Below are 13,715 nucleotides of genomic sequence, written 5' to 3' on the forward strand. Positions count from 1 at the left end.
AGTAGGAAAAAGAGGATATGGTACAAAGACAAAAGAAAAGTAGTATTCGTTGGTTTTTCGCATTAGCATTTTTTATCATAGGTGTTATTGCCTACATGGATAGATCTAACATCTCATATATTGCCCCACAAATGATGGAAGATTTACATATGACAAAGCAACAATTTGGTCTGTTAGCTTCATTCTTCTCATTAGGTTACGCGTTAATGCAAGTACCTTCTGGTATGCTAGCTGAGAAATTTGGACCTCGTAAGATGATTACAATCGCTTTAGTATGGTGGAGTGCTTTCACTATCTTTACAGGTATGATTAAACATCACGGTTTATTATATTTAGTACGTTTCTTATTCGGTATTGGTGAAGCGCCAATGTATCCATCAAACGCTGTGTTTAATGCAAACTGGTTCTCTAAAGATGAGAAAGGTAGAGCATCTAGTATGTTACTCGCTGGTTCTTATTTTGGACCTGTATTAGCGCCTGTGATTACTATTGCTATTGTAAATGCATTTAATTGGCAAGCTGTATTTTACATTTTCGGTGCTGTAGGTATTTTAATTGCAATATTATGGGGAATCATTGCGAAAGACTTACCAGAGCAACACCGTATGGTTAATGACGCTGAGAAACATTTCATTATGGAGAATCGTGACCTTGTTCAAACAAGTAAATCACTACCACCTTGGAATCAATTCTTCCGTCGTGTAAGTTTCTATGCGATTGCAGGTCAATACTTTGTAGTACAATTCGTTATTTCATTATTCTTAATTTGGTTACCAACTTATTTAACTGAGCAATATCATGTTGAATTTAAAGACATGACAATTAGTTCATTACCTTGGTTTATCATGTTTATTTTAATTTTATCTGCTGGTGCGATTTCAGATAAAATTTTACGTAGCGGACAATCAAGATTCGTTTCAAGAGGTTTAATTGCCATTGTTGGTTTCATCGTGTTCGCAGTTTCAATTTTCTTTGCAGTACATACTGAGAATTTATACGTAACGATTTTCTGGTTATCACTTGGTTTAGGTGGTATGGGTGTATCAATGGGTATGAGCTGGGCAGCAGCGAATGACATTGGTAGAAACTTTGCCGGTACAGTATCTGGTTGGATGAACTTATGGGGTAACATTGGTGCATTATTAAGTCCGTTCTTAGCTGGTGCGTTGGTTGCATCACTTGGTTGGACAATGACTTTCCAATTATTAATTATTCCAGCAGTCATCGCAGCAATTTTATGGTTGTTTGTATCACCAGACAAACCATTGATTAAAGATGAAAGTCGTGAATTAAAATAATTTCATAGAAGCTAGGACATCATTCCTAGAATCTAGCCAGTAAGTGGGTTTTAATTAATTCATTTACTGGCTTATTTAATTACATTACTTGCTAAGTGCTTTGGAACTTAGATTCACTAAATGTCTATTTGGACGAATTATAATAAAATGTGTTTAAACCTTAAAGTCACATTAGTGTTTTATGTATGAGTGAAAATGGTAAAATAATATTAAATTAATCACAAAATTGAGGGTGAAATGTATGATTATTATTAATGCCAAACTTAAAGTAAGCGAAGAACATCGTGAAGCATATTTAGATTTAATGACGAACTTAGTTAAACATGCACGTGTAGAAGAGGGTAATACATTTTATAGTCACTATGAAGATGTGACTGAACGTAATACGTTCGTAGTTGTAGAGAATTATAAAGATCAAGATGCTGTTGGAGCACACAATCATTCAGATCATTTCAAAGTTTTTAGTGAAAATATCGGCAAATATATTACAGAAAAACCAGTCATCGATGTAGCGGAAGCCAAATAATTAAACAACGTTCAAAATAATATACACTACTAAGGTAGGATTTGAAATCTATGTCACAGATATGATTTCAATCCTACCTTTTTTGTAAATTAGACAATGGTCATCATATAACTTAATAAAAAGTGTTATCATTGAATATGTATGTTTTATAGAAAGGAAAGATAACATTGGGAAATGTTTTAAAATCACTTATCACATTTGATACAAGTAAAGTTGACCCGATGAAAGGTGTCAGACAAGGCTTGTTATTAATAATCCCAGCACTCTTAGGTTATTTCCTAGGCAATTTCGCATTAGGATTGCTCGTATCAACAGGGACATTGGCGCATATCTATGTGTTCAAAAGTTCTCCGCGTTCAATGATTAGAACAGTTATTTTATGTTCGATATCATTCGCGATATGTATGATACTGGGAACGCTAACGGTGACTGAACCGATATTATATGGCGTAACATTATTATTAGTTACAGTTATCCCTTATTACATCTTCAGTGCATTGAAGATTGCAGGACCATCTTCAACATTCTTTCTTGTAACGTTTTGTTTACCAAGTAACTTGCCAATAGCACCAAATGAAGCGTTATACCGTGGTTTAGCAATTCTTGTTGGTGGTGCGATTGCTACATTAGTAGTCATCTTGACAATACTTTTCCAAAAACAAAAAATCGAAAATAGAGCGATTAATTCGGACTTTAACATGATTAAAGAATTAATGCACAATTATAATGATGTTGATAAATTTAAAGAAAGTGCAAAAACAGCGGTAACGCAGTTTAAAAATTCAGATGAATTGTTAATCACTGCAACGGCTGGAGTGAACCAGAAATTGAGTCCGCGCTTCCAAAGACTGTTATTACTCCACACATCAGCACAGGGGTTATATTCAGAGTTATTGGAACTACATGAAAAAGGTATACGCCCTATACCAAACGAACTAGTTGAAATGATGGATGTTGCGATACGAAATGCATATCGAACAACAGCCTCTCGTGAAAAGTGGATAAAAGAAGTTCATGTAGATGAAGCGTTTGATGATTTATTACAATATATCTTGAAAATCGATGAAATTACGAACTTAGATTCAAGTCAAATTGAACATGAAGCAAGTGTTCGTAAACCGTTATATAGTCAACGAATCATTCATAATTTAACGTTAGATTCGATAGTATTTCGAAATACATTAATTTATGCCGTCATTATGGCAGTAGCAATATTTATTTCGTTAGCCTTTAATATCCAAAAATCTTACTGGATACCATTAACAGCACATACAGTCTTATTAGGTATGACAACTCGACGTATGTTAAACCGTTCTGTTGCTCGTGGACTAGGTACAATCTTAGGAACACTTGTCTTATCAACTATATTGTATTTCAATCCACACTTAATCATTGCCGTTATCATAATGGGTATTGCAGCGATGGTCACTGAAACATTTGTAGGTTCAAACTATGCGTTCGCAGTTATATTTATCACGATCCAAGTTATATTATTAAATGGTTTAGCATCAGATAATCTTTCAATTTCAATTGCCTATACACGTATCTTTGATGTGTTGATCGGTATAGTAATTGCAGTTATCGGAATTTTACTTATTAATCGTCAAACGGCGTCTGCCATGTTACCACGAACGATTGCAGAAGTGGTTCGTAAGGAAGCGGTCATCTTCCAATACTTATTCTCAGAGAATCACTATCAAGACGATTTACGTGAAAGAGATGAAAGCCTAGCTTTATCAGTGAAAATGAGTAACATGACTCAAATCAACAATTCAGCAAGTGGTGAATTGTTCTCTAATCAAGAAGTGATTCGTTATTATTATCCAAGTATAATTGCCTTGGAAGAGATTAACTTTATGTTAATGCGTGCGATGCAAAATCATCAACGTCAACGTATTTCAGATCAACAAATGGGAGAATACCTAGTTACTTTTGAAAATTTAGCGAAACATTTCGAACTTCAAAGCCGACTTGAAATTAATGAACTTTCCGATTTACCTCAATATAATTACATTAAATCGGCATTAATGAGACTACAAAATAATTGTGTGCATACGCGTAAAGATATAGATGATGTTGAAAATGGTGTGGCGATTAAAGCATAGTCCAATAAGTAAGTTTCACTCTGAACGATAGTGGTAAAGCAAACTATCAACTTAAAAAGGAGTTTGATAGGATGCCTTGGACAATGAATGATTATCCGAATACTTGGAAGAACTTCGATGAATTAGAACGTAAGAAAGCAATTGATATTGGTAATGCTATGTTAAAAGATGGCTATAAAGAAGGCGATGTTATACCGATTGCTACACAGCAAGCTAAAGATTGGTATAAAGATGCGACGAAAGATGAGCTAGATGAATTGAAACACAAACACATTACCCAACACCAAAAAGATCAATCCGCAAACCCAAAACTAAATGACGAAAATGTACATGTCTATTTCGAAGATGATGAATGGAAAGTGAAAACAGAAGGTGCGAAACAAGCGTCTGATACGTTTGAGAAGAAAGCAGACGCCACTAAACGCGCACAAGACATCGCTGATAATCGTGGTACTAAAGTCATCGAACATAATAAAAATGAAACATCATAATTAATAGTTGCAAACCTTTATGTCTGGACGCATTGTTCAATATAAAGGTTTGCATTTTTAATTATAAATTTAATTGTTAAAAATAATGTGAAATCAAAGAGTATTATTTTTAGTTCATTTTGCATTTCGCTATAATATACAGTGATGATTAAGGAGGAAATACTATGTATGTAGAAAGAAAACCATCATTGTATATAGAAGAATTACGAAGTGAATTTAAAGATAACTTACATCATTTTAAAGATGGAGACGAAGCCTTTGATAGACTTATTGGCTTCGTAGAACTGGACCACTTATACTCCTCAGCCTTAAAAGAAATCAGTACAAAATTAGATATTCTAGATGACAACTTTAATCACGTTTATAAACACAACCCTATTCACCATATGGAACGCCGTGTGAAAGAAATGAACAGCTTAATTAAAAAGTTGCACCGCAAACAACTAGATATTAGTGCAGAAAGTGCTCGTGAACATATATTAGATATTGCAGGTATTCGCGTTGTTTGTAACTATTTAGAGGATATTTATGTCATTGAAAAGATGCTATTAAAACAAGAGGATGTCAAACTTCTAAAACGTAAAGACTATATTAAAAATCCAAAAGACAACGGCTATCGAAGCTTACATATTGTTGTGTCTATCCCAGTATTCTTATCAAATAAAGTTGAAAAGCTTCCAGTGGAGATTCAAATTAGAACCATTGGTATGGATATGTGGGCAAGTCTAGAGCATAAAATTCGCTATAAAAATAATGCGAGTACGGATGATTATAGTGATATGTTAAAAGACTGTGCACTTGAAATTGCAGATGTAGAATCTAAAATGCAATCGATTCATTCTGCTATTTCAGATAATAACTAAAACGATTAGTTTAAAGTATAACTTGATGAATTGTACGTAACTTGCAACAATTCTATAAGTTATACTTTTTAATTTGCCTCTGTTTTGATAATTTTGTGATAAAATAATAATTTAGTAATATAGCAATTTTTGAGGTTGATTATGAACAGAAAACATTTCAAAACACAAATTTATCAATTGAAAAATTATCATAACGAACAAGTCGAAGTGGCATTTGCCGGGAATCAAACTTCAAATAGGGCAATTGTCTTCTTACATGGGGCAATCATGACCTACCGCATTATGACGATGTTTGAACCGTACTTTAGAGAATATAAGATGATCTATATTAACTGTCCAAGCCGTGGTAAAAGCTCAAGTATCGATCGCAATAATCACACATTAGATGATTACTCTGAACGAATTGAAGACGTTTTGGAACAAATTGTTTCGTCACAACATCTTGAAAAGGTCATGGTCATTGGTTACTCGATGGGTGGAATGATTGGCACACGTTTGTTGAAATTTAATACATTGCCTATATCGCACCTTGTTTATTTAAGCAGCGCAGCTAAAATTACACCAAACACAAGTATGCTAGCACGTTTGTTCTCTACAGATAGTAAACGTGATCACTTTAAATATGAAATTACTGCAATTAAAAATTTGCCACAATATATTTTAAAAAAGACGGTCTACGCACGAAAAGAAAACGGACTAGATATCTTATCATTCGTCGCCCCAATTAAAACAATCATTACAGACTTAATATATACAATTAAAGCTGATTATCTTCCAGATATTGAAGAAATTGAACAATTTCCTAAGTTATTATTTATCTCTGGCAAAGATGATGAAATCATTCCGTATACTGATTCACAAGCGACAATGGAGCAGTATAAACGCTATGGAGGAGAAACGAAAGAAATCGTCTATCCAGGTATCGGCCATATGGACTTTCCTTCTGTCCTTGAACAATTACCAAATGGTACGGTAGGCATTGTCGATCATATTAAAGATTGGATAGAAGACAAATAAGACATCCTTCAGACTTACTTTAAGCTATGTGTAAAAATGTCTTGCTCGTGACGTAGCGTCATGAGGTAGATTCAATGTAGGAGGTGGACACTATGTCACATTATAAAGTTGGAGAGCTAGCCAATCATTTAGGAGTTACAGTTCGAACACTACAATATTATGATTGTAAAGGCTTATTGACAGCTGAACGTGCATCAGAATCAAATCGTAGATATTACAATGACGATCATATACAACAATTACAGTTAATATTCTTATTGAAACAATTCGGTTGTACATTGGACGAAATTAAAACGCTATTATACGAAGATAGCGATATGCAGACGCTTAAAGCATTGTTGCAACTGCATAAGAAAAAATTAGAGACAAGCATTCACGATCAAACAAAAGCACTAAAACATTTGAACAACGTTGACCAATATATTTCAAGTCACTCAAGCGCTCCAATAAATCATTTATCTGACGTAGATAAAGCAGTGAAACAATCGACTACATTGAAATCGTTTAAAAGTAAAGTATGGATTAGCGCAGGTATCATTGGCATTATTCAATACACAGGGTTAATCACAAGTTTAATAAGAAGTTCGAGTAAACCATTTATTGCGATAGTGCCTATCTTAGTAACCTATGCCGTTGGATTAACAACATATTATTATAAAAATATTTCATATCTGTGTCCCAATTGCCAACATACGTTTAAGCCATCATTGAAACAGTTCATCTTGGCACGACATACTATGCAAACACGTAAATTAGAATGCCCTAAGTGTCACGAAACACATTACTGCATCGAAGTTTCAGATGAGAAGAAATAGAATTTCAATCATGGTTTTCCAGGTCCATCTGTGGCCGGGTTTTTTAAATTTATAAAAAGAAAGCGTTTGCAAAAACGTAACTTATATATTAATATACTTGTATACAAGTTGTAATTAACTCAATAGGAGTGAAAGATGTGAAAGAAGGTTATCCAGAACAATGGCTTGGTGGCATGTCTAAAGGAGAAGGTGTCGCAGCAGAAATACGATTGCAAATTGTGAGTGGGGAAATCGAAGTAGATACGCTACTTACTGAGAATCAAGTCGCAAAACAATTTGATGTTAGTCGTTCCCCTGTTAGAGATGCATTCAAATTATTACAAACGGATCAACTTATTCAATTAGAACGCATGGGAGCTAAAGTTTTACAGTTTGGTGATCAAGAGAAGAAAGAACTCTATGATTTACGTTTAATGTTAGAGTCATTTGCCTTCTCTAAGATCAAACACATTGATAGAGCACCTATAACTAAAGAGATGCGTAAGCACCTTGAAATGATGAAAGTAGCAGTTAAATTCGAAGATGCTGAAGCATTTACACAACATGACATTCAATTTCATGAAGCAATGATTAACGCATCAAACCATCAATATTTACAAACATTCTGGAATCATTTGAAACCCGTAATCGAAACACTCGTATTACTATCTATGAGACATCGCATGGAACAGGATAAAGCAGATTTTGAACGTATTCATAGCAACCATGAGGTGTTTATTGAAGCGGTAGAACAATATGACTCTACAAAATTAAGAGAAGCCTTCCATTTAAATTTCGATGATGTTGGGGAAGATATTGAAAGTTTCTGGCTAAGATAAATAGAAGAAAGAAGGAATAATATGAAGTACATGATTGGTGTTGACATAGGAACAACGAGTACGAAATCAGTATTATACGATGAAAATGGACAATTCATCATGAAACACAACATTGGTTACCCCTTACATACTCCCAATGTAGACGTTTCTGAAGAGAACCCTGACGAATTATTCGATGCAGTACTAATGACTGTGAAATATGTTGTTAGAGAAGCAAATATAAAAAAAGAAGACATCAAACTTATTTCATTTAGTGCACAAATGCATAGTCTGATTGCACTTGATGCAGAACATCATCGTTTGACTGAGAGCATTACTTGGGCAGACAATCGCGCGAGTAAATACGCAGAATTAATTAATAAAGAACATCAAGGTTCAGACATCTATCAACGCACAGGAACACCAATTCATCCGATGTCACCATTATCTAAGATATTCTGGATGAAGCATGAACAATCAGATATTTATAAACAAACTGCCATGTTCGCAGATATAAAAACTTACATATTCTATCAACTATTTGAAAAATATGTCATCGATTACTCAATGGCATCAGCTACGGGCATGTTCAATCTTGAAAAACTTGACTGGGATAAAGAGGCACTTGAATTGATGGGTATCACTGAAGCACAACTACCACAACTGGTACCTACGACACATATTCTTAAAGGTATGAAGAAACGCTATGCAACTTTAATGGGCATTGATGAGAATACACCTATTATTGTAGGTGCAAGTGATGGTGTTCTCTCTAACTTAGGAGTGAATAGTTATAAAAAAGGCGAAGTCGCTGTCACAATCGGTACATCTGGCGCGATTCGAACAGTCATTAATAAACCTCGCACCGATTATAAAGGACGTATCTTCTGTTACGTACTAGACGAAGATCATTATGTCATTGGTGGACCAGTGAATAATGGTGGAGTTGTCTTGAGATGGTTACGAGACGAACTCCTTGCAAGTGAAGTTGAAACTGCAAAACGTTTAGGTGTTGATCCATATGATGTACTGACTAAAATCGCAAGTCGGGTTAAGCCAGGTGCAGAAGGTCTCATCTTCCATCCATACCTTGCAGGTGAACGTGCACCATTGTGGAACGCCGATGCTCGTGGTTCATTCTTCGGTCTTACACTCTCGCATCAAAAAGAACATATGATTCGTGCTGCTTTAGAAGGTGTACTCTATAATCTTTATACAGTTTATCTTGCGCTTATAGAAGTAATGAACGAAACACCAAGCACAATCAAAGCAACAGGAGGATTTGCTAAGAGTGAAGTGTGGCGTCAAATGATGGCAGATATCTTCGACACAGATCTTATCGTGCCTGAAAGCTTTGAAAGTTCTTGTTTAGGCGCTTGTGTATTAGGTTTGAAAGCATTAGGGGAAATTGATGACTTCTCAATTATTGAAGAAATGGTCGGGACAACGAATGCACATCAACCTGATTCAGAAACCGTTCAAGTGTATCAACAGTTAGTTTCAATCTTCATTAATTTAAGTCGCTCATTAGAAGAACGTTATGCAGAAATTGCAGATTTTCAACGTAAGCACATGGAATAAATCAATTAATTAAAAAAAGAAAACATTGGGAGGATTTACTATGTTTGGAGATATTTGGCCACTTATCAGTGTTGTTATCGGGATTTTATTACTATTATCATTAATTATATTCTTGAAATTGAACACATTTATTTCATTAATCATCACTTCTGTCGTGACTGCTATACTATTAGGCATGCCATTAAATAAAATAATGGAGACAATTGAAGCGGGAATGGGAAGTACGCTTGGCCACATTGCTTTAATTTTTGGATTAGGGGCAATGCTTGGTAAATTACTTGCAGATGGTGGCGGTGCGAATCGAATTGCCGACACATTGATTGCTAAGTTTGGACCTAAACACGTGCAATGGGCAATGTTAGTTGCAGCATTTATTGTAGGTATCGCATTATTCTTCGAAGTAGGTTTAGTGTTATTAATTCCGTTAGTGTTTACAATTGCTAAACGTGCAAAGGTATCACCGCTTAAATTAGGTTTACCAATGGTGACAGCTTTATCAGTAACGCACGGTTTCTTACCACCACACCCTGGACCAGTCGTTATCGCTAAAGAACTAAAAGCGAATGTGGGAGAAGTATTACTATTTGGAATCATCATTGCAATTCCAGTAACGATTATTGCTGGACCTGTATTTAATAAAATTGCACAAAAAATTATCCCTTCAGCTTACACGCGTGAAGGTGATATCTCAGCATTGGGTTCTCAAAAAGAATTTAAAGAATCTGAAATGCCAGGTTTCGGGTTAAGTTTATTTACAGCAATATTGCCAGTGATCTTAATGTTAATTTCAACTATTGTTCAATTAATGACTGGCCATGAAGAAGCTAAAAATTTATTTGAACAAATTGTTTACTTCATAGGTACGGCTGGTACTGCAATGTTAATTTCAGTTATCTTCGCGATCTTCTCAATGGGCTTGAACCGTGGCAGAAAGATGGACGACATTATGAAGTCAGTTACAAATGCCATCTATCCAATTGGTATGATGATCTTAATCATTGGTGGTGGTGGCACATTCAAGCAAGTATTAATTGATGGTGGCGTGGGTGATACAATCGCCAAAATGTTCGAAGGTTCTACAATGTCACCTATCTTACTTGCTTGGATAGTAGCAGCGGTATTACGTATTGCATTAGGTTCAGCTACTGTAGCTGCAATCTCTACAACAGGTATCGTTTTACCATTATTGCAACACTCAGACGTTAACGTTGCACTCGTTGTACTTGCAATAGGAGCAGGAAGCGTAATTCTTTCTCACGTAAACGACGCAGGATTCTGGATGTTTAAAGAATACTTCGGTTTAACCGTAAAAGAAACATTCCTAACTTGGTCATTACTTGAGACAATCATATCAGTATCAGGTATCATCTTTATTTTATTCATTAGCTTGTTTGTATAAGAAATGAATTATGATCTAGTAAAAGTTGAGACATAATGTCTCAACTTTTTAATATATCTGAATTAATTAGATTAAGATATAAAATTTATCTTTATGACTACATCTACTTTAAAATAATAATACTCTGGAGGAAAAAATGAATTATATAATAGTTATTTTATTAGCGCTTTGTTTCATCTTATTTTTTAGTGTGCAAAAATTAGTACTTCCAAATTCGTATTTTACATATTCAGATCCATTTATCAGAAATGAAAGTATTAGTTTGAAAAAATATTTTTATAGAATTGTAGTAGTAATATTCTTTAATGTTTTCTTTTATTTATTATTGAATTTATTCTATACATCTGGAGAAATTACAACTATGTTATTATCAAGTAATTTCTTAGGTGTATTTTTAATTTTATGGCCATTAATTTTTAAACCTAGTCAAAATTTGGAAAGAAATTTATCTAAAAAATCTATTGCTTTATTATATAGTATGTATTTTACTTTTTTAATTTCAACAATAGTGATATCTATACTTACAATTAACATATTGAAATTATATCTAAATGATATGAATATTATCACAGTGTTTACTTCTAATAAAGAAGGGATTCTATTTGAAATTCTAACTATACCTTTCATCTCTGTGATAGATGCATTAGTAACAAAAAAATATACAGATTTTGAAAATGAAGACTATAATAATATTAATCGAGTTCAGTTTAATAGTAACGGTGTTCATGAATATGAAAATGTAGATGAAAATATGGAATCTGATATAGAGGATATTGAAGAAGAGAGAGAGTCTAGTACAAATTTTAATATTTATCAATATAAAAATTCTGAATACAGAATTTTGTTTATTTCAATTATGAATTTAGCGCTGGCTTTATTTGATGTTATTGAGAGAAAAAAGGATAAAGATAATTTTAAAAATGAATAGAATAGAATATAATTTAACAAAAAAAGAAGAAACTATATTAACAGAGAAGTTTGAGTCAGTAATGTTATTAAGGCAAAGACAAGTTAATGAAATTTTACAGAAGAAAAACAAAAATAAATATCTTATATTATATATCTATATTATTGAATACATGAATCGAGGTGGTATTTCAACCTACATTTTTGAAAAATGCTTATGTATTTTAATGCCTAAATTAATCGAGTATTTTGATTTTTCTATTGGGCCATTTCAAATGAAATATAGTTTTGTGAAGTTGTATGCACCATATAGTAGTTTAAATGAAATTTTTAACATAGATTATTGTATTGCAATTTTAGATAATTTTTTTGAAGAAAACAATGATTTAAACGTTTATCAAAAACTCTCATTATATCATTCAGGAGAAATTGATAATGAGTATAGGTCTACAAAGATATATATAAACTTATATGAATGGTATAAAAAAACATATATGTTTTAAATTAGGCTTATCTTAATTTTATGAATTATTTGTACAACAAGCTATCACTAGGAAAGAAATCAAAAGAGTGATAAACTAACAAATGATATAAAAGACAGAATGTGCAAAGGAGTTACTTGAGTTTGAAACAGATAAAAAAAGCAATCATACCTGCTGCTGGTTTAGGGACGCGATTCTTACCAGCCACTAAAGCGATGCCTAAAGAAATGCTTCCTATTCTAGATAAACCTACAATTCAATACATAGTGGAAGAGGCTTCTCGTGCAGGAATTGAAGATATTATCATCGTAACTGGTAAACATAAACGCGCAATTGAAGATCATTTTGATAATCAAAAAGAATTAGAAATGGTTCTTGAAGAAAAAGGAAAAGATGACCTACTTGAGAAAGTACAATATTCTACGGACTTAGCAAACATCTTCTACGTTCGACAAAAAGAACAGAAGGGATTAGGACATGCGATTCACACAGCACGTCAATTTATTGGAAATGAGCCATTTGCAGTCTTATTAGGTGATGACATTGTTGAATCAGAGACACCAGCCATTAAACAATTGATGAACGTTTACGAAGAAACAGGCCATTCAGTCATTGGCGTTCAAGAAGTACCAGAGAGCGTTACTCATAGATATGGTATTATTGATCCATTAGAAAAAGAAGGCCGTCGTTACGAGGTAAAACAATTTGTTGAGAAACCGAAACAAGGTACAGCACCTTCAAATCTAGCCATCATGGGACGTTACATCTTAACACCTGAGATATTTGACTACCTTGAAACACAAAAAGAGGGCGCTGGAAATGAAATTCAGCTCACTGATGCGATTGAACGTATGAATAGTGATATTCCAGTTTATGCATACGACTTTGATGGTGATCGTTACGATGTTGGAGAAAAATTAGGTTTCGTTAAAACAACGATTGAATATGCACTTAAAGATCCAAAGATGAAAGATGAACTCATTAAGTTTATAAAAGAATTAGGATTTTAATATAATGATACAAAAGAAGACCCCATAAGCACTTAAGTGATCAGCTTAAATGTTTATGGGGTTCATCTTTGATGTGAAAAACATCGCACCTATACTTCTTTAGAGACATTTCGACTTAATTAATACTTAGTTAAAGCATCAGAGAGTAAGTATTAATTAAAAATTTTGTAATAGCTTTTTTCCTAAAAATATAGTTCATAATACACCTGACATATGGTAAAGAATTATGGGTACTTCTTTGGATTACGTAATCTTGGCTGTTTGATTCATGTTGCGTTGACTGACTTGTCACGAGCATTATGAACATATATTTCAAGAAGTATAAATTCCACTCATCTCAGTTTCCGCTAAGATGAGCTTTTTTGGGAAATATAATATGTAATGGTTATACTTCCCAACCTCCTCTAAAACTCTATGTATTAGAT

At 33.6% G+C, this 13,715-nt stretch carries 13 protein-coding genes; all 13 read left to right on the plus strand.

Annotated elements, in window-relative coordinates:
- Positions 1–17: 17 nt before the first annotated feature.
- The 13 genes from EQ029_RS02320 (at position 18) to galU (ending at position 13,290) form a co-directional block, all read left to right on the plus strand.
- On the plus strand, positions 18–1,298 hold the full coding sequence (locus EQ029_RS02320) for a pyruvate MFS transporter (protein WP_033079741.1): 1,281 nt from the start codon (positions 18–20) through the stop codon (positions 1,296–1,298).
- Between the two features lie 241 nt (positions 1,299–1,539).
- Entirely contained in the window at positions 1,540–1,824 is a 285-nt protein-coding gene (locus tag EQ029_RS02325) for a putative quinol monooxygenase (RefSeq protein WP_053038631.1), read from the plus strand.
- A gap of 167 nt (positions 1,825–1,991) precedes the next feature.
- Positions 1,992–3,929: an FUSC family protein gene (locus EQ029_RS02330; protein ID WP_053038630.1), complete on the plus strand. Its 1,938-nt coding sequence runs from the start codon at positions 1,992–1,994 to the stop codon at positions 3,927–3,929.
- Between the two features lie 71 nt (positions 3,930–4,000).
- Positions 4,001–4,420: a DUF2188 domain-containing protein gene (locus tag EQ029_RS02335; protein WP_011274894.1), complete on the plus strand. Its 420-nt coding sequence runs from the start codon at positions 4,001–4,003 to the stop codon at positions 4,418–4,420.
- Positions 4,421–4,584: 164 nt separating this feature from the next.
- The gene (locus EQ029_RS02340; RefSeq protein WP_037538902.1) at positions 4,585–5,283 is read left to right on the plus strand and encodes a GTP pyrophosphokinase; all 699 of its coding nucleotides are present in this window, start codon (positions 4,585–4,587) and stop codon (positions 5,281–5,283) included.
- A 141-nt stretch (positions 5,284–5,424) separates the two neighbouring features.
- A complete protein-coding gene (locus tag EQ029_RS02345; RefSeq protein WP_053021507.1) occupies positions 5,425–6,300 on the plus strand; it encodes an alpha/beta fold hydrolase in 876 nt (291 codons plus the stop codon).
- A gap of 92 nt (positions 6,301–6,392) precedes the next feature.
- On the plus strand, positions 6,393–7,115 hold the full coding sequence (locus EQ029_RS02350) for a MerR family transcriptional regulator (RefSeq protein ID WP_057504835.1): 723 nt from the start codon (positions 6,393–6,395) through the stop codon (positions 7,113–7,115).
- A gap of 137 nt (positions 7,116–7,252) precedes the next feature.
- Positions 7,253–7,933: a GntR family transcriptional regulator gene (locus EQ029_RS02355; protein ID WP_011274899.1), complete on the plus strand. Its 681-nt coding sequence runs from the start codon at positions 7,253–7,255 to the stop codon at positions 7,931–7,933.
- A gap of 21 nt (positions 7,934–7,954) precedes the next feature.
- Positions 7,955–9,493 carry a gluconokinase gene (gntK, locus tag EQ029_RS02360; protein ID WP_048667792.1) on the plus strand — a complete coding sequence of 513 codons (1,539 nt, stop codon included), beginning with the start codon at positions 7,955–7,957 and terminating at the stop codon, positions 9,491–9,493.
- Positions 9,494–9,533: 40 nt separating this feature from the next.
- Positions 9,534–10,892, plus strand: coding sequence for a gluconate:H+ symporter (locus EQ029_RS02365; RefSeq protein ID WP_048667790.1), 1,359 nt, complete (start codon positions 9,534–9,536; stop codon positions 10,890–10,892).
- Positions 10,893–11,028: 136 nt separating this feature from the next.
- On the plus strand, positions 11,029–11,820 hold the full coding sequence (locus tag EQ029_RS02370; protein WP_053019282.1) for a hypothetical protein: 792 nt from the start codon (positions 11,029–11,031) through the stop codon (positions 11,818–11,820).
- The gene (locus EQ029_RS02375; protein ID WP_053019283.1) at positions 11,813–12,301 is read left to right on the plus strand and encodes a hypothetical protein; all 489 of its coding nucleotides are present in this window, start codon (positions 11,813–11,815) and stop codon (positions 12,299–12,301) included. Before EQ029_RS02370 ends, EQ029_RS02375 begins: the two co-directional genes overlap by 8 nt.
- A gap of 122 nt (positions 12,302–12,423) precedes the next feature.
- On the plus strand, positions 12,424–13,290 hold the full coding sequence (gene galU / locus EQ029_RS02380; RefSeq protein ID WP_011274904.1) for a UTP--glucose-1-phosphate uridylyltransferase GalU: 867 nt from the start codon (positions 12,424–12,426) through the stop codon (positions 13,288–13,290).
- The last annotated feature ends 425 nt before the right edge of the window (positions 13,291–13,715 follow it).

The organism is Staphylococcus haemolyticus (genome assembly GCF_006094395.1).
Taxonomy (GTDB): domain Bacteria; phylum Bacillota; class Bacilli; order Staphylococcales; family Staphylococcaceae; genus Staphylococcus; species Staphylococcus haemolyticus.

Bases quoted from the DNA above. Each gene is read 5' to 3' on its own strand.
- EQ029_RS02320 (WP_033079741.1), top strand. From the start codon at position 18: ATGGTACAAAGACAAAAGAAAAGTAGTATTCGTTGGTTTTTCGCATTA.
- EQ029_RS02325 (WP_053038631.1), top strand. From the start codon at position 1,540: ATGATTATTATTAATGCCAAACTTAAAGTAAGCGAAGAACATCGTGAA.
- EQ029_RS02335 (WP_011274894.1), top strand. From the start codon at position 4,001: ATGCCTTGGACAATGAATGATTATCCGAATACTTGGAAGAACTTCGAT.
- EQ029_RS02340 (WP_037538902.1), top strand. From the start codon at position 4,585: ATGTATGTAGAAAGAAAACCATCATTGTATATAGAAGAATTACGAAGT.
- EQ029_RS02345 (WP_053021507.1), top strand. From the start codon at position 5,425: ATGAACAGAAAACATTTCAAAACACAAATTTATCAATTGAAAAATTAT.
- EQ029_RS02350 (WP_057504835.1), top strand. From the start codon at position 6,393: ATGTCACATTATAAAGTTGGAGAGCTAGCCAATCATTTAGGAGTTACA.
- gntK (WP_048667792.1), top strand. From the start codon at position 7,955: ATGAAGTACATGATTGGTGTTGACATAGGAACAACGAGTACGAAATCA.
- EQ029_RS02365 (WP_048667790.1), top strand. From the start codon at position 9,534: ATGTTTGGAGATATTTGGCCACTTATCAGTGTTGTTATCGGGATTTTA.
- EQ029_RS02370 (WP_053019282.1), top strand. From the start codon at position 11,029: ATGAATTATATAATAGTTATTTTATTAGCGCTTTGTTTCATCTTATTT.
- EQ029_RS02375 (WP_053019283.1), top strand. From the start codon at position 11,813: ATGAATAGAATAGAATATAATTTAACAAAAAAAGAAGAAACTATATTA.